This window comes from Nocardia sp. NPDC049935, from assembly GCF_055586645.1.
Genome location: NZ_JBVJHV010000008.1, coordinates 1 through 24,936, shown reverse-complemented (window position 1 = coordinate 24,936; position 24,936 = coordinate 1). Strand labels below are relative to the sequence as shown.

Below are 24,936 nucleotides of genomic sequence, written 5' to 3'. Positions count from 1 at the left end.
GTGGCGGTCACCGAGGACCGGCCGCTCGCGCCGCACGGCCTGCCTGGGCATCTGGTGGGGTTCGTGGAGGCGCTGCGGGCCCGCGGGATTCCGGTGGGGCCCTCCGAGACGGTCGACGCGGGACGGGTGCTGTCGGTGCTGGACCTGCTGGACCGCGAAACCGTGCGCGAGGGCCTGGCCTGCGCGCTGCTGCGGCGGACCACCCATCGCGCCACCTACGACGGCCTGTTCGACCTGTGGTTCCCGGTCGCGATCGGGGAGCGCGACGCCGCCGCGGAGGTCGAACTGCCGTATCTGCCCGACGGCCGCCTCGACGTGCCGGAACTGCGCCGGATGCTCGCCGAGATGCTCGCCGAGGAGGGGTCGGGACAGCAGCAGGCGCTGCTCGCCGCGCAACTCGTCGAACAGGTCGGCCAGTACCAGTCGGCGCGCGGACCGTCCTTCTCCTCGTACCAGGCGCTCAAGGAGGTGCAGCCGCAGACGCTGCTCGCCCAGATCCTGGCCGCCATGACCACCCCGGGGATGAGCGATTTCGATACCGAGATCGCGCGCCGGACCGCCCGTGGCCGGATCGACAACTTCCGCCGCACGGTGGAGGCCGAAACCAGGCGGCGGGTGGCCGAACGGATCGGCAAGGAGCGGGTCGCTTCCTACGGGGTGGCGCGTCAGGCCGAGGACGTGGACTTCCTGCGGGCCTCGCAGGCCGAGCTGGCCGAACTCAAGCGCAGTACCCAGCGCCTGGCCCGGATCCTGGCCTCGCGGCTGGCGGTGCGCCGCCGGCACGCCAAACGCGGCGAGATCGACCTGCGCAAAACCCTGCGCCGCTCGATGTCCACCGGCGGGGTGCCGATCGACCTGGTCAACCGCAAACCCCGGCCGGGCCGTCCCGAACTCGTCCTGCTCTGCGATGTGTCCGGCTCGGTGGCCGGGTTCAGCAATTTCACCCTGCTGCTGGTCAGCGCCCTGCGGGAGCAGTTCTCGAAGGTGCGGATCTTCGCGTTCGTCGATCACACCGACGAGGTGACCCGCTTCTTCGACCCGCACACCCAGCTCGACGAGGCCATGCAGCGGATCTTCGCCGAGGCCGAGATCGTCGGCTTCAACGGCCACTCCGACTACGGCAGCGCGCTGAAGAGCTTCGCGGAGGATTTCCCCGATGCCGTGACCAGCCGCAGCGCGCTGCTGATTCTGGGCGACGCCCGCACCAACTACCGCGACCCGGAACTGGAAACCCTGTCCGACCTGGTCACCGTCGCCAAGCACGCGCACTGGCTGAACCCGGAACCGCGTTCGAACTGGGGTTCCGGCGACTCCGCGGCCGACCGGTACCAGCAGGTGATCGATATGCACGAATGCCGGTCGGCGTCCCAGCTCACGGCCGTGGTGTCGCAGCTGCTGCCGGTCTGAGCGGAACGCGCCGCGGGCCCACCGTTAAGCTCGACACTCATGCGTGGAACAGGCCGGGGTGGACCCAAGCTCGGGGTGATGGGCGGGACGTTCGATCCCATCCACCACGGGCACCTGGTCGCGGCCAGTGAGGTCGCCCACCGGTTCGACCTGGACGAGGTCGTCTTCGTGCCGACCGGCCAGCCGTGGCAGAAATCCGGCCGGCAGGTGAGCCCGGCCGAGGACCGCTATCTGATGACGGTGATCGCCACCGCCTCCAACCCGCGATTCTCGGTGAGCCGGGCCGATGTGGACCGCAGCAAGGTCACCTACACCGTCGACACCCTGCGCGACCTGCACGAACAGCATCCCGGCGCCGAGCTCTACTTCATCACCGGGGCGGACGCGCTGGCCAGCATCCTGACCTGGCAGGATTGGGCGGAATTGTTCGAGCTGGCAAAATTCGTGGGGGTCAGCCGGCCGGGTTACGAGCTCAATATCGATCATCTCGCCGAACATCTGCGGGGGATGCCCGACGACGCGGTCACCATGATCGAGGTCCCGGCGCTGGCGATCTCGTCCAGCGAATGCCGCCGCCGCGCGGCCGAGGGCCGGCCCGTCTGGTATCTCGTCCCGGACGGGGTGGTGCAGTACATATCGAAGCGGCACCTCTACGTGCCCGCACAAGCGGAAGGTAATGAAAGCGTGAACGAGGTGCTGGCATGAGTGGTGGACGCCCGGAGGCGGCAGCCCCCGTAACCACGGAGGCGGCGGCATGACCGCGACGGACGAGGCGGTGCAGATCGCGACCCTGGCGGCGCTGGCCGCGGACGACAAGCTGGCCACCGATGTGGTGGTGCTCGATGTGTCCGAGCAATTGGTGATCACCGACTGTTTCGTGATCGCTTCCGCGCCGAACGAGCGCCAGGTGAACGCGATCGTCGATAATGTCGAGGAGAAACTGCGCGCGGCCGGCCATAAACCGGTACGCCGGGAAGGGACCCGCGAGGGCCGCTGGGCACTCTTGGACTATGTCGACGTGGTGGTGCACATCCAGCACAACGACGAACGTAATTTCTATGCGCTGGAACGGTTGTGGAAAGACTGCCCGACCGTTGCGGTGGAGGGGATCGGTGCGCCACGCGCCGCCGATGAGGAAAGTGCTGGAGAAACCGAGTGAGAGATAAAACCGGTGTGCGCACGCTGATCCTGTTGCGCCACGGGCAGACCGAGTGGAACGCCACCGACCGGATGCAGGGGCAGATCGATACCGATCTGACCGACCTGGGCCGGCGGCAGGCGAAGGAGGCGGCGCGGGAACTGGTGTCCCACAAGGCCGTCGGCTTGATCTCGTCCGATCTGAAGCGGGCCTACGATACCGCGCAGGCCCTGTCCGAACCGTCCGGCCTCGAAGTGGTCCGGGAGCCCCGGCTGCGGGAAACCCATCTGGGCGATTGGCAGGGGATGGGCGATGTCGAGGTCGACTCCCGCTACCCCGGCGCCCGGCTGGAATGGCGGATGGACGCCACCTACACCCCGCCCGGCGGTGAGTCCAAACTCGAGGTCGGCGCCCGCGCGCTACCCGTCGTGCGGGAACTCTTCGCCGAGCGGCGGGATTGGCCCGGCGCCACTATGATTCTCGTGGCGCACGGCGGGCTGATCGCCGCGCTCACGGCTGCGTTGCTCGATCTGCCGCCCCAGAACTGGCCTGCCCTCGGTGGTCTGGCCAACGCCAGCTGGGTGCAGCTGAGCAGCCACGGCCCGAGCATCGAGAAGCCCGGCTGGCGTCTCGATGTGTGGAACGCAGCGGCGAAAGTAGCACCCGATGTCATCTGACGACCTCAACAGGCAGATTCCGGACGAACTGTTCCGGAAGGTTTCCGCCAAACCGGAACGCGCGCTGCCCGACGCCCTGTTCGGCCCCCCGGCCGGCCGGGAGCCGGGCGGCGATTCCGGAACAGAGGACACCGAGCATCCCGAAGACACCGACGGCGGCGACGTCCGGAAGGCAGTCTGATCACCAGGAGGTTTCCGCAGTGACATCCACGTCGGATCGAGCGAACTCGACAGGTACCGGGGCGGATCCCGCCGCCGATTCCGGGACCGGAACGGACGTGGAGGTCACCACGGGACCGGCGGCCGGCGGCGCGGACGCCCCGCGACCCGTACTGCTGGTGATCGCCGACTCCCTGTCCTATTTCGGGCCGAAGGGCGGCCTGCCCGCCGATCATGCCCGGATCTGGCCCAATCTGGTGGGCGCGGAACTGGATTGGGATGTGGAACTCGTCGCCCGGATCGGGTGGACCTGCCGGGATGCCTACTGGGCGCTGATCGGCGATCCACGGGTGTGGGCGGCCGTACCGCGCGCGGGCGCGGTGGTCTTCGCGGTGGGCGGGATGGATTCGTTGCCGTCGCCGCTGCCCACCGCGTTACGGGAACTCATACGCTACCTGCGGCCGTCCGGGTTGCGCCGGGTGGTGCGCTCGGCCTACCAGTGGATCCAGCCCCGGGCCGCGAAATTGGGCCGGCCGGTGGCGCTGCCACCCGCGGTGAGCGTCGATTATCTGGAACAGTGCCGGGAAGCCCTGGCCCAGTTGCGGCCCGAACTGCCGGTGGTGGCCGTCCTCCCGTCGGTGCACGACTGCGAGGCCTACGGGCGGGTGCACAGCGGCCGGGAACCGGCGGTCCGGGCACTCGCGGCCTGGTCGGCGCGTACCGGCGTGCCGCTGGTCGATCTGAAGGCCGCCGTCCACGACAACATCTTCTCCGGTGACGCCAACCCCGATGGGATCCACTGGGGGTGGGACGGGCATACCGAGGTCGCCAAGGCGATGGTGAAAACTCTGCAAGAGGTGGGGTGAGACGTGGCGGTCGTGGTCGTCACCGATTCGTCGGCCAGTCTGCCCGCCGGCCTCGTCGGCGAACTGGGTATCGACGTGGTGCCCCTGCATGTGCGGGTGGGCGAACTGGAGGTGCGCGAGGGCGTCGATACCTTCGCCATCGACTACGCCGCGGATTCGGTCACCACCTCGGCGCCCTCACCGGGTGAACTGCGCGGCGCCTACGCCGCGGCGCTGGAGCGCAGCGGCGGCGACGGGGTGGTCGGTATCCATCTGTCCCGGCAGCTCTCGGCCACCTGGGAGGCGGGCCGGCAGGCCGCCCGCGATATGGGCGCCGAGGAGTCGGTACTGCTGGTGGATTCGCTGGGCGCGGGCCTGGCGACCGGGTTACCGGTACTGGCGGCCGCGCGCCGCGCCGCCCGGGGCGAACCGCTGGCCGCGGTATACGAATCGGCGGTCGCCGCCGCCCGCCGCGCGCGCACCTTCATCGTCGTGAACCGCACCGAACAGCTGCGCCGGGGCGGCCGGCTCAGCACCGCGGCCGGTTTCTTCGGCAGTGAGCTCGTGAGCAAACCGGTATTGCAGCTCGTCGAAGGACGGCTGGAATTACGGGAGAAGGTGCGCACCCGGTCCAAGGCGTTCGCGACGCTGGTCGCCGCCGCCGAGGAAGCCGCCGGAACCGGTGTGGTCGCGCTGGGCGTGCAGCATCTCGGTGCGCCCGAGGCCGCGGAATCACTGACCGAGCGGCTGCGAGAACGTATTCCGGCGGCGGGCGAAATCCTCACCGCGGAATTCGGCCCGGCGCTCGGGGTACATCTGGGATCGGGCGCGGTCGGTGTGCTGGTGCTACCGGGCGGCTGCGGCGGAGACACCGGCCCCACCGGGTGATCGGCCGGTAATCCACAGGGTGGAGTTGTCCACAGGGTTGTCGAATCCCCTGGTCGGCACCCCCGGTCGTCGGGTAGCGGCGCTCTAGCGTCGCGGCCATGGCACGACACGACGAGCGTGAACATGTACGCACCCGGCTGGGCGGGCATCTCGCGGATACCGCCCGCGCCGATTCCGGCGCCGGATCGCGATGGGCGGATCCGGGAGATCCCGGCGAGGGTGCGGTCCGCACACCACGCTGGCTGGAGGACGAACCGGAACCTCCCACCTGGCGAGACCGGTTGATACCGCGGCGATTCCGGCACGCCCGGCTCGATCCGGGTCGCCGCGGCGCGGCGGCCACGGCCGGTATCGGCCTGCTCGCGGCCCTGGTGACGGCGATCGTGGTGCTGTGGGAACGACCTGCCGCGCAACCCGTTCCACCGCTCCCCGCCGCCGCACCCGTCGCGCTGTCCGCCGACGATTCGGCCTCCGCTCCCGTGGCGGAGGTTCCCGTCTCCGACGCCGGACCCGCCGAGCCGGCCGAATTGGTGGTGAGTGTGGTCGGGCTGGTGCAGCGGGCGGGTCTCGTGCGGCTCGCGCCCGGCGCCCGGGTGGCCGATGCGATCGGCGCGGCCGGAGGTCCCCTGGCCGGCGCCGATCTGACGGGAATCAACCTGGCGCAGCGGCTCGCCGACGGTGATCAGGTGCGGGTGGGGGCCGCCGGTTCCGGCCCGCCGCCGACCGGCAGCGCGACGGTGAGCGGTGGGGGAGGGCAGGCGGCCGCGCCGGGTGGAACGGGTCCGGGGGCGACTCCCGGGGCGCCGGTGGATCTGAACACCGCCACCGAGGCGGATCTGGACGCATTGCCCGGCGTCGGCCCGGTCACCGCCAAGGCGATCATCGGCTGGCGGGAGATCCACGGCCGGTTCACCGATGTGGAGCAGCTGGCCGAGGTCGACGGTATCGGTCCGGCGCGCCTGGCCCGGCTCCGCGAGCTGGTGACGGTGTGACCGGTGTGCTCACGGAGGTGCGGGCCGCCGGGGAACACCGGTGACCGGTCATCGCGGCCCGGGGGAGGGCGCGCCCGGCGAAGGGCCGGAGGAGGTATCGGGTCCGTCCCTGCCGGTGCTGGACGCGCGATTGCTTCCGGCGGCGCTGGTCTGCTGGTCGGTCACCGTCGTGGCGGTCGGGATGGGCTGGGCCGCCGGTGTGGCTGTGGGGCTGGCGCTGATCGTGGTGGCGCTGGGTTCGTGGGTGTTGTTGTGGACCGGTCTCGCGCATCGCGCCGAACGCCGCCGGGTGGTCGCGACCGCGGTGGTGGGTGTCTCGCTGCTGGGTGCGGCGTTCGCCCTCGCCGGGGCCTGGCGGGAACACCAGGTGAGTGCGCACCCGCTGCGCGCGGTGCCGGCCGCGGCGGCGGTCCGGGTGGTGGTGACTCCCACCGATGATCCGAAGCCGGTGCGCGGCAGCGGTTCCGGTTCCGGGAGGCTCTGGGTGCTGCGGGCGGAGCTGCGTGAGTACGAGTACCGCGACCGGGTGGTGCGCGGCGGCGGGAGCGTGATTGTGCTGGGCGCCGGCTCGCGGTGGGGTGCGTTGCTGCCCGGCCGTCCTCTGGAGTTCCGGGCCCGGCCCGCGCCACCGCGGCAGCACGACCTGACCGTGGTCACCCTGCGGCCGGTCGGCGAGCCGGTCGCCGTGGGACCGCTGCCGTGGTGGCAGGCGGCGGCCCATGCGGTACGCACCGATCTGGCCGAGGCGGCGGGCGGCGCGCTCGCGCCGGATGCGGCGGGGGTGCTGCCCGCGCTGGTCGTGGGTGACACCTCGGGTCTCACCGATCGGGTGCACGCGGAGTTCGCCGCGGCCGGTTTGCAGCACCTCACCGTGGTGAGCGGGGCGAATTTCACGATCGTTCTCACCGGCGTGCTCGCGCTGACCCGGCTGCTCACCCTCGGTCCCCGGCCGTCGCTATGCGTCGCGGCCGGCGCCCTGGTGTCCTTCGTGATCATCGCCCGCCCCGACCCGAGTGTGCTGCGGGCCGCCGCGATGGGATCGGTGACCCTGCTGGCACTCGTCACCGGCCGTCGTCGACAGGCTCTACCGGCGCTGTGCGCGGCGGTGATCGGCCTGCTGCTGTGGCGCCCGGAACTGGCGGTGCAGGCCGGATTCGCGCTCTCGGTACTGGCCACCGCGGGATTGCTACTGCTCGCTCCGAGCTGGACCGACTATCTCCGGGAGCGCGGCTGGTGGCGCCTGCCCGCCGAACTGGTCGCGGTGGCCGCCGCCGCGTTCGTGGTCACCGCCCCTGTCACCGTCGCGCTGTCCGGCCGGCTCGGGCTGGTGGCCGTTATCGCGAACATCCTGGTGGCGCCGGTGATCGCACCGGTGACGATTCTCGGCGCGGTAGCCACGTGCCTGGCCACCTGGGCGTCCGCGCCGGCCGAACTGATTCTCCGCCTGGCGGCGCCGCCGCTGTGGTGGCTGCTGACCGTCGCGCACCGGGCCGCCGCGGTGCCCGGCGCCACGATCACGGTGCCTACCGGGATACCGGGTGGGCTGCTGGTGGCAGTCGTCGTCACGGCCGGGATCTGCGCACTCCGGGCACCTCCGATACGACGGGCCGCCCTGGCCGCGACCGCCGGTGTGGTCGCGGCGCATCTGCTGCTCTCGCTCTGGTTGTCACGGTGACGGGTATGGGCCGGGTCGCGCGCGTGCGCGGCCGACCGCGGGTGGGTCTGCCGGTGTGGTTCCGGATCCGGCGCGCCGACCGGCCGGAGGCCACCGATCAGGGATCGGGCGGGGAGTCGGCCGTACGATCGGAGCCGTGAGCGAACGACCTGCGGCGGTGCATCTGGTTCTCGGGGAAGAGGAACTGCTGATCCAGCGGGCGGTGGCGGAGGTGACCGCCACCGTGCGGGCGCATGCGCCGGCCCCGGACGCGGTGCCGGTGGACCGGATGCGCGCCGGCGACGCCGGTACCTCGGAGCTGGCCGAACTGTTGAGTCCCTCGCTGTTCGCCGAGGATCGCGTGATCATCCTCGAGGCGGCGGACCAGGCCGGTAAGGATGCCGTCGCGGTTATCTCCGATGCGGCCGCCGCACCGCCGGAGGGCGTGGTGCTGATGGTGGTGCATTCGGGCGGCGGCCGGGCGAAGGCGCTGGTTCCGGCGCTGCGCAAGGCCGGAGCGCAGGTGCACGAATGCGCGAAGCTCACCAAGGCGTCGGAGCGGGCGGAGTTCGTCCGTTCCGAATTCCGGGCCGCCGGTGTGCGGGCCTCGGGCGAGGTGGTGCAGGCCGTTCTCGATGCGGTGGGTTCGGAGCTGCGTGAACTCGCGGCGGCCTGTTCGCAGCTGGTCGCCGATACCGGCGGCAAGGTCGATATCGCGGCGGTGCGCCGGTACTACTCCGGGAAGGCCGAGGTCTCCGGGTTCGAGGTCGCGGACTTCACCGTCGCCGGGAACCGCGCCGGCGCCGTCGAGGCGCTGCGCTGGGCCCAGGACCGCGGGGTACCGCATGTGGTGCTGGCCGACGCGTTGGCCGATTCCGTCCACACCATCGCGAAGGTGGGGTCGGCCGGCCGGGGTGATCCGTTCAAACTGGCGGGTCCGCTGGGGATGCCGCCGTGGAAGGTGAAGAAGGCCCAGGCGCAGGCACGAGGCTGGACACCGGCCACGATCGGGTCGGCGCTGCAGGTCGTGGCGACGCTGAACGCTGATGTCAAAGGTGGGGCCGCGGACTCCGGGTTCGCCCTCGAGGACGCCGTACTGAAGCTGCTGGCCCTGCACGGGCGCAGCTGACGGGCGGGAACGGTCCCGTGTGAGGGCCGGCGGCGCGGGCTGCTGTCAGTCGACGGCGCTGAGTTCCAGCGCCTCCTCCGCGACCTCCTCGTAGCGGCCCTCCCACTCCTCGTAGACGGGGGTCTCCTCGTCCCGGGTGACCATCCAGGCCATGACCTGAGTGCCGTCGTCGTCGGCGGGGACGAGCACATTCTCGATCTTCACACCGAAACCGAGCACCTCGGCGGCGCGGATCACGCCGGGCAGGTCCTCGGCATGGACTACCGATTGGTTCGCATACACCGTAACCATGCGCCGCATGCTACGGCAGGTGGACGACGATCCTGTCGGCGCCGTCCGGACGTGCGGAGAAATAGCCCCCTGACCGGGCTCCGGACACACCAAAAGCCGCCGTGGTCATCGAAGCCCGCGGCGGCTGTTCGTCGAGAGATCAGAAAATCAGAGCTTGTTGAGCGCGGTGGCCATCGCCGACTTCTTGTTGGCGGCCTGGTTCGCGTGGATGACGCCCTTGGAGGCGGCCTTGTCCAGCTTGCGGCTCACGACGCGCAGGCGCTCGACCGCGGTGTCCTTGTCACCGGCCGCGGCGGCGGCCCGGAAGGCGCGGATATGGGTGCGCAGCTCGGATTTGACCGACTGGTTGCGCTGGCGCGCCGCCTCATTGGTGCGGATCCGCTTGATCTGGGATTTGATATTGGCCACGCCGGTATCCTCTGGTTCCTGTCTGGTTCGGTCGGAAAGTCTGTGTGCGCCACCCGGCCCTGGATTCGCCGGATCGAGAATTCTCCGGGCACGGGGTACGGCAACGCCGATGGGCCAGATTACCAGCACGTGGCGAGGTCACGAAATCGCGGGTGCGACGGGCCCGGTCGCGAGGTCTTTATCACACACCGGCCCGGCCGGATGGCGTTGAGAAGATCTTTAGGCCAGCGTAACGTCCGACGAAATCTCCGCACATATTTCCCCGCAGGACCCAGGAATTATCCGGTGTGCGCCCCGTGGCGCGGTAATCCTCTCGGAAGGCGGTCTCTTATGTCCTCCAGTGCGCAGGAAGCGGTAGTCGTCCTCGATGTCGAGGAGGCTGCGATCCCCGATACCAAGAAATGGGCGGCCGAGGCCCTGGGCACATTCGTCCTGGTGATGGGTGGTGTGGGGACGGCGGTGCTGGCAGGAGACCAGGTCGGCCCGCTCGGTATCGCCTTCGCCTTCGGTCTCGGCCTGCTGGTGCTGGTGTACGCGATCGGGCCGATATCGGGATGTCACGTCAACCCGGCGGTCACGCTGGGGCAGTTGATCATGGGCCGGCTGTCGCCGGTCAGCGCCGCGGGATACATGGTGGGGCAGGTCGTGGGTGGTCTGCTGGCCGGTCTGGTGCTGTTCGCGGTCGCCAAGAACCTGCCGTCCTACGACCGGGCGGTGGACGGGCTCGGCGCCAACGGCTGGGGTCCGCACAGTCCGTCGGCGGTGACCGGACCCGCCGGGAACATCGTCATCCAGGACGGCTACGGATCGGCCGCGATGATCATCGTGGAGGTGATGCTCACCGCGCTGCTGGTCTTCGTCGTGCTGGCCTCCACCGATCAGATCTCGGACAAACCGCTGGCGGGTCTGTCCATCGGCCTGACGCTCACCGTGATCCACCTCATCGCCATTCCGGTCGACGGTACGTCGGTGAACCCGGCGCGCAGTATCGCCGTCGCTCCGTATCAGGGCGGCGCGATGGGCCAGCTGTGGGCGTTCATCCTGTTCCCGCTGATCGGCGGGGTGCTGGGCGCGCTGGTGTACGGAACGCTGTTCGGGCGGTCGCGGGACCCGAAGGCCTGAGTTCCGGCCCGTTCAGCTCCAGTGGTACTCGCGGACCAGCCGGTGCGCGACGCGGTCGAAGAGATCGCGCGGCAGGATGGCGCCCTCGCGCCGGATACCGTCCTCGGGGACATCCAGGACCCGGTCCAGCCGGACCCAGCTGGGCCGTCCCTGGTGGTCCCAGATTCCGCCGCCGATCCCGACCCAGTCCGGATCGTGCTCGCGGTCGGCGTTCGAGCTGAGCATGAGCCCGAGCAGGGTGTCGCGGTCGCGGCCGACCACGAGGACCGGGCGGTCCTTACCGTTGGCCGGATCCTCCTCGTAGGGGACCCAGGTCCACACGATCTCGCCGGGGTCGGCGCGGCCGTCCAGTTGCGGGGCGTAGACGAGCCGGCGGGCCCGCTGCCCGGTGGGCACGGGGGTGGAGGCGGCGGGACGGACGGCGATACCCGGGGAGCCGGCGGCGGGGCGGGCGCCGCGGCGGGCCCGGCCGCGGCGGTCGAGCAGGGCCTCGACCAGGCGCGGCGCCTGGCGCTGCACGATCTTGGGCCCCTGCTGTTTCGCGATCGCGGTGAGTTGCTTGCCGAGACTGTTCCAACTGCGGGCCATCCCAGGAGGATAACGGCCCGTGGCGGCCGGTGATATCGCTCCGGTTGCCGCGGGTGGGTGGCGGCGGCGCCGGACCTGGGGGACAGCGGGCCGGGACCAGCATGGGACGATGGTCGCCAGTACGCCCGATACTCATTGAGGAGTGGAGTGCCCGCCAGCTTCGCCGATACGACGTTCACCGATCCGTCCCGGATCCGGAACTTCTGCATCATCGCGCATATCGATCACGGCAAGTCGACGCTGGCCGACCGGATGTTGCAGCTCACCGGTGTGGTGGAGGAACGGCAGATGCGCGCGCAGTATCTGGACCGGATGGATATCGAACGCGAACGCGGTATCACCATCAAGGCCCAGAACGTGCGGTTGCCCTGGAAACCGGAAACCGGCGCGCACGCGGGCGAGGATTTCGTCCTGCACCTGATCGATACGCCCGGCCACGTGGACTTCACCTACGAGGTGTCGCGGGCGCTGGAGGCCTGTGAGGGCGCGGTGCTGCTGGTGGACGCCGCGCAGGGTATCGAGGCGCAGACGCTGGCGAATCTGTATCTGGCGCTGGACAAGGACCTGGAGATCATCCCGGTCCTCAACAAGATCGATCTGCCGGCCGCCGATCCGGACCGCTATGCCGCCGAGATCGCCCATATCGTGGGGTGCGAGCCGGAGGATGTGCTGCGCGTCTCGGGTAAGACCGGAGCCGGTGTCACCGAACTGCTGGACCGGGTGATCGAGCGGATTCCCGCACCGGTGGGCGACGCCGACGCCCCCGCCCGCGCGATGATCTTCGACTCGGTCTACGACACCTACCGCGGTGTGGTGACCTATGTCCGCGTGGTGGACGGCAAACTGACCCCGCGCGAGAAGATCAAGATGATGTCCACCGGCGCGACCCACGAACTGCTGGAGATCGGCATCGTCTCGCCGGAGCCCAAACCCACCCAGGGGCTGGGTGTCGGCGAGGTCGGATACCTGATCACCGGGGTGAAGGATGTCCGCCAGTCGAAGGTCGGCGATACCGTCACCGCGGCCCGCAACGGCGCCACCGAACCGCTGACCGGGTATCGCGAGCCCCGGCCGATGGTCTACTCGGGCCTGTACCCGGTGGACGGTTCGGACTACCCCGACCTGCGGGACGCACTGGACAAACTGCAGCTCAACGATGCCGCGCTCACCTACGAGCCGGAGACCTCGGTGGCGCTGGGCTTCGGATTCCGCTGCGGCTTCCTGGGACTGCTGCATATGGAGATCACCCGCGAGCGGTTGCAGCGCGAATTCGGCCTCGACCTGATCTCCACCGCGCCCAACGTGGTCTACCGGGTGGTGATGGAGGACGCCGCGGAACATATCGTGACGAATCCGTCCTACTGGCCGGAGGGCAAGGTCCGCGCGGTGTTCGAGCCGGTGGTCAAGGTCACCATCATCGCGCCGAGTGAATTCATCGGCGCCATCATGGAACTGTGCCAGTCGCGGCGCGGCGACCTCGGCGGTATGGACTATCTGTCCGAGACCCGGGTCGAACTGCGCTACACCCTGCCGCTGGCCGAGATCATCTTCGATTTCTTCGATTCGCTGAAATCGCGGACCCGCGGTTACGCCTCGCTGGACTACGAGGAGGCCGGCGAGCGGGAATCGCAGCTGGTGAAGGTGGATATCCTGCTGCAGGGTGAGGCGGTCGACGCGTTCAGCGCGATCGTGCACCGCGACGCCGCCCAGGCCTACGGGCACAAGATGACCACCAAACTGCGCGAACTCATTCCGCGCCAGCAGTTCGAGGTCCCCATCCAGGCGGCCATCGGATCGAAGATCATCGCCCGCGAGAACATCCGCGCCATCCGCAAGGATGTGCTCGCCAAATGCTACGGCGGCGATATCAGCCGTAAGCGCAAACTGCTGGAGAAGCAGAAAGAGGGCAAGAAGCGGATGAAGACGATCGGCCGGGTGGACGTCCCACAGGAGGCGTTCGTCGCCGCGCTGTCCTCCGACGCGCAGTCCGACAAACCGAAGGACAAGAAGTAGGGCCCTCCACCCCGGAGAAACCGGCCCCGCTCTTCCCACGGCCCCGCCCTCGCACGGTCCCGGCGGCGATCCGGCCTCGGATATTCGCTGATAACGAAAATGTGACAGCTGTGGATGTCGACAATAGGCTGATAACGGATCCGCGCCGGACCGATGGCGGTGCGGGCGCTGGTGGACCCGAGAGTGGAGTAATGGAATGGCGCGTGATCTGCCGTTCGACGGTGACGGTGAGCTGCCGTTCGAGGGTGACGACGAGGTTGCCGGACGCAGCGGTGATACCGCCTACCGTATCGCCAGTGCCGCGTCCCGGGTCGCCCGTGGCGGCGCCTATGTGACGGGCGGCGCGTTGATCGCCGCCAACGGCGGCGGTGTTCCCGCCCACCCGGGTGAACTGGACAGCCGTAATGCCGGGTGGGCGCGTAACGCCGACCCGGACCCGGATGTGCCGAGTCCCGTGGTCACCTTTCCCGATCCCGAGCCGGCGGCCCCCGAGGACATGCCCTTCGGGTCGCAGGGGGACGCGAGCGTCACCATGCCGCTCCCGCACGGCACCCTCGATATCCAGGTCGGTCATCCGGGCGAGTTCGACTTCGACGATATGGGCCCGTACGGGGTGCCGTATATGGAAGAGGTGCCGGGTCTGTCGCTGGTGCCGGGCGGCGCCGAATCCGGGGCTCCGAACGCCGGTTTCATGCCGGGCACCGGTGTACCCGAATCGGTGGTTCCGGGGATGCCCGACTTCGGTATGCCGGACGCGGGATCCCAGCCCTCCGGCGGTATTCCGGGGCTGGACGGGATTCCGGGCCTGGGCGAGGAGTTTCCGGCTCCGGGCGACGAAGGTTTCGGCATCCCGGACGATTTCGGGCTGCCCGCCCCGGGTGACGCGTTCCAGACCGATATCTTCGATCTGCCCAACCTCGGCCAGAGCCCGGACTGGGGGCCGAAAACCGTGGCGCAGGAACCGGGATCGGACTGGGGTTTCGATCTCGCCGGTCTCTTCGGCCGGCCGGAGCCGGTGGTGCGGGAACGCGACGAGCGCGATGACCGCGACCGCGACGAGGACGACAGCGACGTACACGACGCCCCCGACCTGAACGGTTTCGACGCCGGTGGTTTCGATACCGGCTGGTTCGACGGGTTCTCCGACGGCGGGATCGGCGGCGCCGTCATCGTCGACTCCGACTGGACCCTCGATGTGTCGGTGGGCCCCAACGGCGTGTGGGTCGACAGTGATTGGGATCTCGACATCACCGTCGGCGACGCGAGCCTGCTCGACGATCACCTGGACCAGTACCTGGACTGGGCGCAGCAGCCGGGCAACACGGCCGGGGACCCGTTGCAGGCCGCCGGCCGGCCGGGCTCACCGGATACCGGGACGCCCGCCGAGGCGGCCGCGGCCGAGGGCGTCGCGGCACTCGCCGGGAGTCCGGGTGCGGCGACCGCTGCCGCCGGGGCACCCGGTACCGCCGGTGCCACCACCGCGGCCGCCACACCCGGCGCGGTACCGGGAGCACTCGGCGCGCCCGGCGCGCCGGCGCCGATGACGACCGCGTCGGTGGCTCCGGCCCCGGCTCCGGCCGCCTTCGCGCCGCCGCCGATGCCCGCGCCCGCGGTGGCGCCCCCCGCGCCCATGGCACCCGCGCCCGTACCGCCCCCGGTGGCTCCGGCGGTGCTGGCTCCGGCCGTGCAGCCCGTGGCGGCCACTCCGCTGCAGAGCACCGTCCAGCCGGATATGGCGACCACCCCGATGGCGCACGTCTTCCATCCGCCCGCGGGTCCTTCGCCGCTCACCGCCCCGAAGGCGCAGCTGCCCGACCTGTTCCAGCGGCCGCCCGCCGCACCGGGCCGTGAGCCGCAGGCGCCGGCCGAACCGGGGCGTCCGGACGGAACCACCGCCGTGGTGCCCACCACCACGGCCCCGATCACCACCGGCGCCACCACCACCCCGGACACCACGACCACCGGGCCGGACGGGTCGACCACCACCGGCACCGACGGCAGCACCACCACCTCGGTGGACGGCAGCACCACGACGGGCCTCGACGGGAGCTCCACCACCTCGCCCGACGGTTCCACGACGTCGCCGGAAACCACCACCGGTACCGGCGGATCGACCACCGGCTCCTCGACGGAATCGACCACCCCCACCGGTGACTCCACCTCGTCGACCGGTGAGTCCGGCGGCGTGACCACCACCACGCCGATCCCCTCCGCCACCACCGGTGACGGCGGGACCACCACCGATCCCATCGGTGAAACCGGGACGGGCAGCCCGTCCACCGGCGACCAGGGTTCCGGCGCCACGCCGTCCACGGTGGACGTGCCCTCCCCGGAGGTCCCCACCGTCGACCAGCCGTCACCGCAGGTCCCGACGGTGAGCGTGCCCACCCAGCAGCCGAGTGTGCCGGACGCGACGCTCCCGACCGTGCCGCATCAGGTCCCCACACCGATCCCGACACCACAAGTGCAGCCGATTGCCGACCATCACTCGGTGGTCGTTCCGTACGATGTCCACGGGGTGGCTGTCGCGACCTATGCCGATCACGCGGTGTACGGACTCGCCGGTGGCGACCCGGCCGGGGAGCTGTCGCCGGGTTTGCTGCCGCATGCGGCCGTGGTGACCCACGACACGATCGCCGATCCCGGTCACTGGGTAATCCTCTGACCGTTCCCGACCTGCGCCGGTAGCTTCCCCGCCGGTGGTCGGGCGACGTTCGGCCACCGGTCTTCGGTGGGTATGCGGCCGCTCGCGGCCGGGAGAGTTTCGGCCGCCCGCGGTCGAGAGAGTTTCGGCCGCCCGCGGCCGGGGAAGTTTCGGCCGCTCGCGGTCGGTGAACGTGTAGTAGTGACCAAGAGTGAGGAGCTGGGCTTTGTCTGCCGTAGCCGGACCCCGGGCCGCCACGGTGAAGAATCCGGATGTGATGGCCCCGCTCATCCAGATCATCGATGAGCTGCGCGACGTCACCCGGACCGCGAGCCGTAACGACCTGCGTGGCCGCCTCGGTATGGTCCGGGCCCGGGTCGCCGACAGCCGGGTACGCCTGGTGGTGGTGGGCCCGCCCAAGAGCGGGATGAGCACGCTGGTGAACGCGTTGGCCGAAGCGCCGATCAGTGCCACCGACGCGCCGATCAGCGTGCCGGCGATCGTCGAGTACGGCCCCGATCCCAGCGCCACCCTGATCCGCCGGGAGGGCGGCGGACGGATCCGCCGCCAGCCCGTCGATCCGTTGAATCCCGGCCCGGCGCTGATGGCCAAGGGCGTGATCCGCGCCGATTTCACCCAGCCCAGTTCACTGCTGGCCGAGGGAATCGTGCTGATGGACGCGCCCGGCGCGGCCCTGCAGGAGCGCACGACCTGGTCGATGATCGCCGCCGCGGACGCCGTGCTGTACGTGAGCGACGCGTCCGCCGAGTACACGCACGACCAGATCGCGCACCTGCGCCGGATCGGTCAGGTCTGTCCCACGGTGATCTGCGTGCTCAACAAGATCGACCGCAATGCGCACTGGGCGCATGTGCAGGAACGTAATCGCGCGTTGCTGGACGGGGCGGGGCTGGGTTTCGCGGTGGCGCCGGTATCGGCGCAGATCCACCACGAGGCGTTGCGGTCCGGTAATCAGCAGCGGGCGATCGAATCCGGGGTGCCGCAGCTGGTCGAGCATCTCCGCGAATACGTGGTGGCCCATGCCGACGCGACGGCGGTGAAATCCGCGGTCCGCGATATCCAGCTGGTCGGCGATCATCTGGGCGTGGTACTCCGCACCGAGGCCGACGCGCTGCGCGATCCGCGCCGCCGCGCCCATGTGACCCAGCAGCTGGCCACCGCCCGGGATCAGGCCGATCAGCTGCGGCAGCGGACCGCCACCTGGCAGATCACCCTCGCCGACGGCAGCACCGAACTGATGGCCGATATCGAACACGATCTGCGGCACCGGCTGCGGACCCTCGCGCGCGACGCGGAGACCGAGATCTCGCGCACCGATCCGGCCACCCGCTGGACCCGCTTCGGTGAACAGCTGGAGGGACGTATCGCCGAGGCCGTGGCGGAGAATTTCGAGACGGCGAACTACCGCGCCGAGGAACTCGCCGAACAGGTGGCCGCGCGGTTCCCGGCCGATCACCGCCGGCCCGATCTGCCCGATATCCGGCCGCAGTACCCCTCCGACCTGCTGGAGAACGTGGCCCCGCTGGAACCGCTGCAGAGCGCGAAGGCCGGTGTGGCGGAGCAGTTCCTGTCGGCGCTGCGCGGATCCTACGGCGGTATCCTGATGGTCGGCCTGGCCACCAGCCTGCTGGGGATGTCGCTGGTGAACTGGTATTCGGCCGGTGCGGGCATCCTGCTCGGCCTGCACGCGCTGTGGGAGGACCGGCGGGCACGCCGTAACCGCCGCCAGGCCGAGGCCAAGGTGGCGCTGTCGCGGCTGATGGACGATGTGGTCTTCCAGGTCGGCAAGGAATCGCGGACCCGGCTGCGCGACGTGCAGCGGGTGCTGCGCGACCACTTCACCGATATCGCCACCGATGCGCTGCGCGCCGCCGAGGAGGCGTTGCGGGTGGCCGAGGAAGCGGGCGCCCAGTACGGGGACAGAGGCGTCGAACGTCTCGCCCGCCTGGACACCGATCTGGGCAAACTCCGCGACCTGCGGCGTCAGGCGGATACCTTCTCCGCCGCCTGACCGCCCGGTTCAGCGCGGCCGGCTGCGCCAGGGGGTTCCGCTGTTCTTGGCGTGGGCCGGCCGGAAACTCCCGGCCGGCTGCGAGCCCTCGGCCCGGATCAGGTGGGTGACCGCGTTGATGAGGGCCAGGTGGGTGAACGCCTGCGGGAAGTTGCCCAGATGCCGCCCGGTGTAGGCGTCGATCTCCTCGGCGTAGAGCTTGAGGGGGCTGGCATGGGTGAGCAGCCGTTCGCACAGGCTCCGGGCCCGGTCCACGTCGCCGATCTCCACCAGCGCCGACACCAGCCAGAACGAGCAGATGGTGAAGGTGCCCTCGGTACCGGACAGACCGTCGTCGGTGGTGTCGGTGCGATAGCGCAGGACCAGGCCGTTCACGGTGAGTTCGTCGGCGATCCCGCGGACGGTGGCCCGGACCCGGGGATCGTCGGGCGGCAGGAACCGGAGCAGCACCACCAGCAGCAGCGACGCGTCGAGCGAGGTACCGCCGTACACCTGGGTGAAGCGGCCGCGTTCGTCCACGCCGTGCGACAGGATGTCGGACCGGATCTCGGCGGCGATCGTGCGCCATTTCCGGGCGATCTCCGCCTGGCCGTGCACATCGGCCAATTTCGCCCCGCGGTCCAGGGCGACCCAGCACATCACCTTGGAGGAGGTGAAATGCTGCGGCTCGCCGCGCACCTCCCAGAGGGAGCGGTCGGGTTCGCGCCAATTCGCGATGGCCGCGTCGACCTGGCGTTTCAGCATGGGCCACAGGGTCTCCGGGACATGCTGGCGCGATTTCACATGCAGGTAGACCGCGTCGAGCATGGTGCCCCAGATATCGTGCTGCTCCTGGTCGAAGGCGCCGTTGCCGATCCGTACCGGGCGGGCGCCGCCGTAGCCGGACAGATGGTCGAGGGTGGTCTCGGTGAGCTGGCGTTCGCCGCCGATGCCGTAGAGCACCTGCAGCGGTACCGGGTCGCCGTCGGGGCCGGTGGTGGCGTCGTGCAGGAAGGCGAAGAAATCGTCGGCCTCGCGGTCGAGCCCGAGGGTGTACAGACCCCAGAGCGCGAAACTGGAATCGCGCACCCACGAGTACCGGTAGTCCCAGTTGCGTTCGCCGCCCGGGGTCTCGGGCAGCGAGGTCGTACCGGCGGCCATCAGCGCGCCGGTGGGGGCGTAGGTGAGGCCCTTCAGGGTGAGGGCGCTGCGCTGCAGATACTTGCGCCACGGATGGTCCGGGAAATCGCCGAGGGTGATCCACTGCCGCCAGCATTCGACGGTGGTCCACATCTTGTCGGCGGCCTCGTCGAAGGTCTGCGGCGCGGGTAGTTCGGACCAGGTGAGCGCGACATAGGCGCAATCGCCCTCGGTCATCCGGGTGCGGGCGCGCGCCTCCCGGCCCTCCAGGCCGAGCCGCAGATCGGTGGTGAGCACCAGGGTCGGGCCGGCGGTCGCGTCGGCCGAGCAGAACGCGGTGGCCTCCTCGTACACCTTGCCGGTGTACTCCCACTGCGCGGCCGCCCGGTGGTAGTCGAACGAGGGTTCGCAGCTGAGTTCCAGCTCCACGGTGCCGCTCACGCATTTCACCGTGCGCAGCAGCATATGGCCGGCATCCCAGTCGGTCGGCGTGCGGCGATGCGTGCGACTGCGCTGGTCGGTGCTGTGCCAGGGGCCCAGGACCAGCGCGTCACGGATGATGAGCCAGCCGGTGGCGGTCTGCCAGGTGGTCTCCAGGATCATCCCGCCGGGAAGGTAGCGCCGGGCGGCCGGCACCGTGTGCCCGTACGGGCCGAGCCGGAAATGCCCGGCGCTGCGATCCAGCAGGGCACCGAAAACGCTGGGCGAATCCGGGCGCGGGACGCACATCCACTCCACCGACCCGTTGCTGGCGATCAGGCAGGTGGTCTCGCAGTCGGACAGGAACGCGTAGTCGTCGATGGTCGGGAAGTTGTTCTCCGGCCGTCTGGGCTCCGACGGGAAAGCGCCGGTCCCGCTGTGGGCGGGTGCGTGCTCGGGAGTCGGCATAACCCATCATGTGTCGCCGGCGCCCGGATCGTCCACCTCATCCGGCGGTGCGGCGGATACGGGCCAGCCACGCGGCGAGTTCGACCTTGCCGGAGGCGTCGGTGGTGAGCTCGCCGGCCCGGTCGGCAACGGCCTCGGTGATCCGGCCGTAGTAGTGGTCGGGCCGCAGGTCCTCGACCTCCCAGTCCGGGCCCGCGAACGCGTCGCGGATGAGCCCGGCGCCGATCCGCGGCCCGAATCCGGGTTCGGCGTCGGAGAGCGCCAGCACATGCACCCGGCCGCCCGGTACGCACAGCAGGCCCAGGGTGCGCACATAGGCGGCGCGCGCGTCGGCGTCCTCCAGGAACACGTGGAACAGGGCACTGTCGACGACGGTGTCGAAAACGCCGAGCGAGCCGGTCCCGGATTCGGCGAGCGCGACCATATCGGCGACCTCGAACCGTGCTCGCGGCACACCCTTGGCGGCGGCATTGCGGCGGGCGTAGGCGACCGCGCTGGGGGAGAGGTCGACGCCGAGGACGTCGTATCCGAGTGCGGTGAGAGCGATGGTGTGCTCACCGGCGCCGGTACCGGGGTCGAGCACCCGGCCGCCGATCAGGCCGGCACGTTCCAGCCCGAGGATCGCCGGCTGGGGTTCGCCGATGATCCACGGCGCGGTGTCGTTGTCGTAGGCGGAGTTCCATACCTCGGTGGTCTCTGTCATGTATCCAGGCTGCAACCTCGACCCCGCTCGAGGTCAAGGCGGGACGCGGGTGGTGACAACCGGGTGTTCTACGCTGGTCGCCGTGGAGCGTATTGCCGACTGGTGGGACGGGTTCGAGATGTGGGTGGCGGGGCTGCCCTTCATACCCCAGTTCCTCGTGGTGCTGGTCGGCATGGTGCCGATCAGTTTCGGCATCGCCTATCTGATCGACCGGGTCCTGCGGCTGGCCGCGGCCGCGCTGGGCCGTGGTGAAGACCGCGACTCCGGAAACGAGGCGTGCTGATGCCGCGCTCACGGGTACAGCTGGCGCTGGTGGCGCTGCTGGCGCTGGTGCTCATCGCCTGGCTGCTGACCAGGTGAGGCCCGCCATGCCGGCCGTCCGCCGCCGCTTCCTCGCCGCCGTGGTGGCGCTACCGCTGCTGGTGTCCGCGTGTGCGGGCGGGTCCAGCGATGTGGTCGGCGGTAGCAGCGCCGACGGCAGCGGCGGCACCGTCGATCTCTATGCGTACGCCATTCCCAAACCGGGCTACGACCTGGTGATCCCCGAATTCAACAACACCGAGGCGGGCGACGGTGTGGAGGTGCGCCAGTCCTACGGCGCCTCCGGCGACCAGTCCCGCAAGATCGCCCGCGGGGCGCCGGCCGATGTGGTGAGTTTCTCCCTCGAACCCGATATCACCCGGCTCGTGGACGCCGGGCTGGTGGATCCGGACTGGAACGCCGACGCCACCCGCGGGGTGCCGTTCGGTTCGGTGGTATCGCTGGTGGTCCGGACGGGCAACCCCAAGGGCATCCGGGGCTGGGACGATCTGCTGCGCCCCGACGTCGAAGTGGTCACCCCGAATCCGTTCAGCTCCGGATCGGCGAAATGGAATCTGCTGGCCCCCTATGCCGCGGCCAGCGGCGGCGGCAGCAATCCGCAGGCCGGGATCGATTATCTGAATCAGATGCTCACCCACGTCCGGGTGCAGCCGAAATCCGGCCGCGAGGCCACCGAGGCGTTCCTGCAGGGCACCGGCGACGTGCTGATCAGCTACGAGAACGAAGCGTTGTTCGCGCAGCGGCACGGCGACCCGGTCGAGCACATCGTGCCGGATCAGACGTTCAAGATCGAGAATCCGGTCGCCGTGCTCGAACACGCCCAGCATCCGGACCAGGCCCTGGCCTTCCGCGATTTCCTCTACACCCCGGCCGCCCAGAGGGCCTGGGCCGAGGCGGGCTTCCGGCCCGTCGATCCGGGGGTGGCCGCCGAATACGCCGATGTGTTCCCGCGGCCCGCGACCCTGTACACCATCGCCGACCTGGGCGGCTGGGAAACGGTGGAGGACGAACTGTTCGCGCCGGACTCCGGATCCATCGCCGTGGCCTACGACAACGCGACCGAGTAGCCGGGTGACCCGGACCACACGCGATACTCGATACTCGTGACCGAACACAGCCCCGCCGCAGCAGCCGCGCCCGCCGGCTCCGCGGACCCCTCCGCTCCACCCCGCCGGCCACTGCGGTCCCGGCTGGGCTTCTCCGGTTCGGTCGGCCCGCTCGGTATCGCGACCGCGATGCTGTGGCTCAGTGTGATCGTGCTGTTGCCGCTGGCCGCGCTCACCGTCAGCGCGTTCGACGACGGCTGGGCCGGTTTCTGGGGTGCGATCACCGATTCGTCGGCCCTGGCCGCGCTGCGGGTGACGGTCGCGGTCTCGGTGGTGGTCGCGCTGATCAATGTGGTGATGGGAACGCTGATCGCCTGGGTGCTGGTGCGCGACGATTTCCCGGGCAAGGGGGCGGTCAACGCCCTCATCGACCTGCCGTTCGCGCTGCCCACCATTGTCGCCAGTATCGTGCTGCTCGCCCTGTACGGCCCGCGGAGCCCGGTGGATATCCATCTCAACGCGACCCGGCCCGGGCTGGTGGTCGCGCTGGCCTTCGTCACGCTGCCCTTCGTGGTGCGATCGGTGCAGCCGGTGCTCATCGAGGCCGACCGGGAGGTCGAACAGGCGGCGCTCTCGCTGGGCGCCGACAACTGGACGACCTTCCGCCGGATCGTGCTGCCCACACTGGCGCCCGCCATCATCAGCGGCGGCGGGCTGGCCTTCGCCCGGGCGATCGGCGAATTCGGATCGGTCGTGCTGATCGGCGGCAATATCCCGCGGGACACCCAGGTGGCCTCGCAGTACATCCAGCAGCAGATCGAGATCGACCGGCCGGTGAACGCGGCCGCGGTCTCGGTGGCGCTGCTGGTGATCGCCTTCGTGGTGCTGCTGGTGTTGCGGATCTTCGCCGAACGCACCTCGCGCAAGGAACGCGAGGCCCGATGAAACTGTCCACACCCGGGCGGGTGGCCCTGCGTGTGCTCGCCCTCGGCTACCTGTTCGTCCTGCTGGTGCTGCCCCTCGGGATCATCCTGTACCGGGCCTTCGAGCACGGTATCGGCGCCTTCGTCGACCAGATCAGCACACCGGCCGCCATCTCCGCCTTCAACCTGTCCATGATCATCCTGGCCATCGTGGTGCCGGTGAACGTGGTCCTCGGCGTCGTGATCGCGTTGGCCCTGGTCCGGGGCAACTTCCCCGGCCGGCGCCTGCTGCAGGGCGTCGTGGACCTGCCCTTCGCGGTATCGCCGGTGGTGGTCGGCGTCGCGCTGATCATGCTGTGGGGGGTCGGCGGCTGGTTCGGCGTGGTCACCGAATGGGGTTTCCGGGTGATCTTCGCGCTACCGGGCATGGTGCTGGCGACCATCTTCGTCACCATGCCGTTCGTGGTCCGCGAGGTGGAGCCGGTCCTGCACGAGATCGGTGACGATCAGGAACAGGCCGCCGCGACCCTCGGCGCCTCGGGCTGGCAGACCTTCTGGCGGATCACCGTTCCCGCCATCCGCTGGGGTCTCACCTACGGCGTGGTGCTCACCGTGGCCCGTGCGCTCGGCGAATTCGGCGCGGTGATCATGGTGTCGTCCGGTTTCCCCGGGGTCTCGCAGACGCTGACCCTGCTGGTGCACGAACGCTATATCAACGATCACAACGATTTCGGCGCCTACTGCGCCGCAGTCCTGCTGATGGGCCTCGCGCTCATCACCCTGCTGTTGATGACGCTCCTGGAACGAAAGCGGGATGTGTCATGACCGTGCATGCCGGAGGCCGCCCATGATCACCGTGACCAACGCGCGCAAGAACTACGGTTCCTTCGCCGCTCTCGACGATGTCAGCCTGGACATCCCCTCCGGCGAACTGACCGCGCTGCTGGGCCCCTCCGGTTCCGGGAAGTCGACCCTGCTGCGTTCGATCGCCGGGCTGGAGAACCTCGATTCCGGCCTGGTGACCATCGGTGGCCGGGATGTGACCCGGGTGCCGCCGCAGAAACGCGATATCGGTTTCGTCTTCCAGCACTACGCGGCGTTCAAACATATGACGGTCCGCGACAATGTCGCCTTCGGCCTGACCATCCGCAAACGTCCCAAGCACGAGATCGCGAAACGGGTCGACGAACTGCTCGGCATCGTCGGCCTCGACGGCTTCCAGCACCGGTATCCGGCGCAGCTGTCCGGCGGCCAGCGGCAACGGATGGCGCTGGCGCGGGCCCTGGCCGTGGACCCGCAGGTACTGCTGCTGGACGAGCCCTTCGGCGCGCTCGACGCCAAGGTCCGCGCCGATCTGCGCACCTGGCTGCGCCGCCTGCACGAAGAGGTGCACGTGACCACGGTGCTGGTCACCCACGACCAGGAGGAAGCCCTCGACGTCGCGGACCGGATCGCGGTGATGAACGCGGGCCGCATCGAACAGGTCGGTTCCCCCGAGGACGTCTACGACCGCCCCGCCAGCGAGTTCGTGATGACCTTCCTGGGCGCGGTGGCCCGGCTCAACGGGCATCTCGTACGGCCGCACGATATCCGGGTCGGCCGCGACCCGAGCATGGCCCTGGCCGCCCACGAGGGCACCGCGGAATCGGCGGGGGTCACCCGGGCCACCGTCGAGCGGGTGGTCCGGCTCGGATTCGAGGTCCGGGTGGAGATGCGCAACGCCGCCACCGGCGATCTGTTCGTCGCCCAGGTGACCCGCGGCGACGCCGAAGCGCTGCGGCTGGCCGAGGGGGAGACGGTCTACGCCCGCGCCACCCGAATCCCGGAGTTGTAATTCTGGAGCGGCGGCTGTGATGTTGGAGCGGCTCCGCCGCTCGAGGGCGGGGCCCTATTAACCCCGGTTCTTCACTCCCGGCGGTCGGTCGCTGCGCTCCCTCCCTCTGGTCGCT

24 protein-coding genes are annotated in these 24,936 nt (G+C 70.0%); 19 read left to right on the top strand and 5 right to left on the bottom strand.

All coding sequences use genetic code 11. The features are described from left to right. From ACZ6SF_RS26895 to holA, 10 genes are all read left to right on the top strand, one after another. Positions 1–1,407: a vWA domain-containing protein gene (locus ACZ6SF_RS26895; RefSeq protein WP_466065617.1), complete on the top strand. Its 1,407-nt coding sequence runs from the start codon at positions 1–3 to the stop codon at positions 1,405–1,407. Positions 1,408–1,446: 39 nt separating this feature from the next. Then, a complete protein-coding gene (gene nadD, locus ACZ6SF_RS26890) occupies positions 1,447–2,112 on the top strand; it encodes a nicotinate-nucleotide adenylyltransferase (protein WP_466065616.1) in 666 nt (221 codons plus the stop codon). Positions 2,113–2,161: 49 nt separating this feature from the next. After that, positions 2,162–2,566, top strand: coding sequence for a ribosome silencing factor (gene rsfS, locus ACZ6SF_RS26885; RefSeq protein WP_466065615.1), 405 nt, complete (start codon positions 2,162–2,164; stop codon positions 2,564–2,566). Further along, positions 2,563–3,222, top strand: coding sequence for a histidine phosphatase family protein (locus ACZ6SF_RS26880; protein WP_466065613.1), 660 nt, complete (start codon positions 2,563–2,565; stop codon positions 3,220–3,222). Before rsfS ends, ACZ6SF_RS26880 begins: the two co-directional genes overlap by 4 nt. Further along, positions 3,212–3,403, top strand: coding sequence for a hypothetical protein (locus tag ACZ6SF_RS26875; RefSeq protein ID WP_466065611.1), 192 nt, complete (start codon positions 3,212–3,214; stop codon positions 3,401–3,403). The genes ACZ6SF_RS26880 and ACZ6SF_RS26875 overlap by 11 nt, the downstream gene beginning before the upstream one ends. Before the next feature lie 97 nt (positions 3,404–3,500). Continuing rightward, complete coding sequence (octT, locus tag ACZ6SF_RS26870) at positions 3,501–4,247, top strand: diglucosylglycerate octanoyltransferase (RefSeq protein WP_466066155.1); 747 nt, start codon at positions 3,501–3,503, stop codon at positions 4,245–4,247. A gap of 3 nt (positions 4,248–4,250) precedes the next feature. After that, positions 4,251–5,114, top strand: a complete 864-nt coding sequence (locus tag ACZ6SF_RS26865) for a DegV family protein (protein ID WP_466065609.1) — start codon at positions 4,251–4,253, stop codon at positions 5,112–5,114. A gap of 98 nt (positions 5,115–5,212) precedes the next feature. Further along, entirely contained in the window at positions 5,213–6,106 is an 894-nt protein-coding gene (locus tag ACZ6SF_RS26860) for a ComEA family DNA-binding protein (RefSeq protein ID WP_466065607.1), read from the top strand. A gap of 40 nt (positions 6,107–6,146) precedes the next feature. Beyond that, on the top strand, positions 6,147–7,781 hold the full coding sequence (locus ACZ6SF_RS26855; RefSeq protein ID WP_466065606.1) for a ComEC/Rec2 family competence protein: 1,635 nt from the start codon (positions 6,147–6,149) through the stop codon (positions 7,779–7,781). A 136-nt stretch (positions 7,782–7,917) separates the two neighbouring features. Then, positions 7,918–8,889, top strand: coding sequence for a DNA polymerase III subunit delta (holA, locus tag ACZ6SF_RS26850; protein WP_466065604.1), 972 nt, complete (start codon positions 7,918–7,920; stop codon positions 8,887–8,889). Between the two features lie 45 nt (positions 8,890–8,934). On the opposite strand, the gene ACZ6SF_RS26845 is transcribed toward holA, so the two are convergent. Beyond that, entirely contained in the window at positions 8,935–9,180 is a 246-nt protein-coding gene (locus ACZ6SF_RS26845; protein ID WP_466065602.1) for a hypothetical protein, read from the bottom strand. 147 nt (positions 9,181–9,327) lie between these two features. Next, positions 9,328–9,588, bottom strand: a complete 261-nt coding sequence (gene rpsT, locus ACZ6SF_RS26840; protein WP_466065600.1) for a 30S ribosomal protein S20 — start codon at positions 9,586–9,588, stop codon at positions 9,328–9,330. 330 nt (positions 9,589–9,918) lie between these two features. On the opposite strand from rpsT, the gene ACZ6SF_RS26835 reads away from it, so the two are divergent. Continuing rightward, complete coding sequence (locus tag ACZ6SF_RS26835; protein ID WP_466065598.1) at positions 9,919–10,710, top strand: aquaporin; 792 nt, start codon at positions 9,919–9,921, stop codon at positions 10,708–10,710. 12 nt (positions 10,711–10,722) lie between these two features. Here ACZ6SF_RS26835 and ACZ6SF_RS26830 read toward each other — a convergent pair whose 3' ends face one another. Beyond that, positions 10,723–11,298: a type II toxin-antitoxin system PemK/MazF family toxin gene (locus ACZ6SF_RS26830; protein WP_466065596.1), complete on the bottom strand. Its 576-nt coding sequence runs from the start codon at positions 11,296–11,298 to the stop codon at positions 10,723–10,725. A gap of 147 nt (positions 11,299–11,445) precedes the next feature. Here ACZ6SF_RS26830 and lepA point away from each other — a divergent pair, with 147 nt between their 5' ends. The 3 genes from lepA (at position 11,446) to ACZ6SF_RS26815 (ending at position 17,987) form a co-directional block, all read left to right on the top strand. Beyond that, positions 11,446–13,311 (top strand): translation elongation factor 4, encoded by a 1,866-nt coding sequence (gene lepA, locus ACZ6SF_RS26825; protein ID WP_466065594.1) that lies wholly within the window; start codon positions 11,446–11,448, stop codon positions 13,309–13,311. A gap of 196 nt (positions 13,312–13,507) precedes the next feature. Further along, positions 13,508–15,976, top strand: coding sequence for a hypothetical protein (locus ACZ6SF_RS26820; RefSeq protein WP_466065592.1), 2,469 nt, complete (start codon positions 13,508–13,510; stop codon positions 15,974–15,976). 205 nt (positions 15,977–16,181) lie between these two features. After that, entirely contained in the window at positions 16,182–17,987 is a 1,806-nt protein-coding gene (locus ACZ6SF_RS26815) for a P-loop NTPase family protein (protein ID WP_466065591.1), read from the top strand. A 9-nt stretch (positions 17,988–17,996) separates the two neighbouring features. Here ACZ6SF_RS26815 and ACZ6SF_RS26810 read toward each other — a convergent pair whose 3' ends face one another. Both ACZ6SF_RS26810 and ACZ6SF_RS26805 read right to left on the bottom strand, forming a co-directional pair. Continuing rightward, on the bottom strand, positions 17,997–19,994 hold the full coding sequence (locus ACZ6SF_RS26810) for a glycoside hydrolase family 15 protein (RefSeq protein WP_466065590.1): 1,998 nt from the start codon (positions 19,992–19,994) through the stop codon (positions 17,997–17,999). Between the two features lie 37 nt (positions 19,995–20,031). After that, positions 20,032–20,697, bottom strand: coding sequence for a class I SAM-dependent methyltransferase (locus ACZ6SF_RS26805; protein ID WP_466065589.1), 666 nt, complete (start codon positions 20,695–20,697; stop codon positions 20,032–20,034). Positions 20,698–20,779: 82 nt separating this feature from the next. Between ACZ6SF_RS26805 and ACZ6SF_RS26800 the strand changes: the two genes are divergently transcribed. The 5 genes from ACZ6SF_RS26800 (at position 20,780) to ACZ6SF_RS26780 (ending at position 24,821) form a co-directional block, all read left to right on the top strand. After that, positions 20,780–20,980 carry a hypothetical protein gene (locus ACZ6SF_RS26800; protein WP_466065587.1) on the top strand — a complete coding sequence of 67 codons (201 nt, stop codon included), beginning with the start codon at positions 20,780–20,782 and terminating at the stop codon, positions 20,978–20,980. 85 nt (positions 20,981–21,065) lie between these two features. Then, positions 21,066–22,085, top strand: coding sequence for a sulfate ABC transporter substrate-binding protein (locus ACZ6SF_RS26795; protein ID WP_466065585.1), 1,020 nt, complete (start codon positions 21,066–21,068; stop codon positions 22,083–22,085). Positions 22,086–22,196: 111 nt separating this feature from the next. Next, positions 22,197–23,009: a sulfate ABC transporter permease subunit CysT gene (gene cysT / locus ACZ6SF_RS26790; protein ID WP_466066154.1), complete on the top strand. Its 813-nt coding sequence runs from the start codon at positions 22,197–22,199 to the stop codon at positions 23,007–23,009. Further along, positions 23,006–23,812, top strand: coding sequence for a sulfate ABC transporter permease subunit CysW (gene cysW / locus ACZ6SF_RS26785; RefSeq protein WP_466065584.1), 807 nt, complete (start codon positions 23,006–23,008; stop codon positions 23,810–23,812). The genes cysT and cysW overlap by 4 nt, the downstream gene beginning before the upstream one ends. A gap of 22 nt (positions 23,813–23,834) precedes the next feature. After that, positions 23,835–24,821 (top strand): sulfate/molybdate ABC transporter ATP-binding protein, encoded by a 987-nt coding sequence (locus ACZ6SF_RS26780; protein WP_466065582.1) that lies wholly within the window; start codon positions 23,835–23,837, stop codon positions 24,819–24,821. The last annotated feature ends 115 nt before the right edge of the window (positions 24,822–24,936 follow it).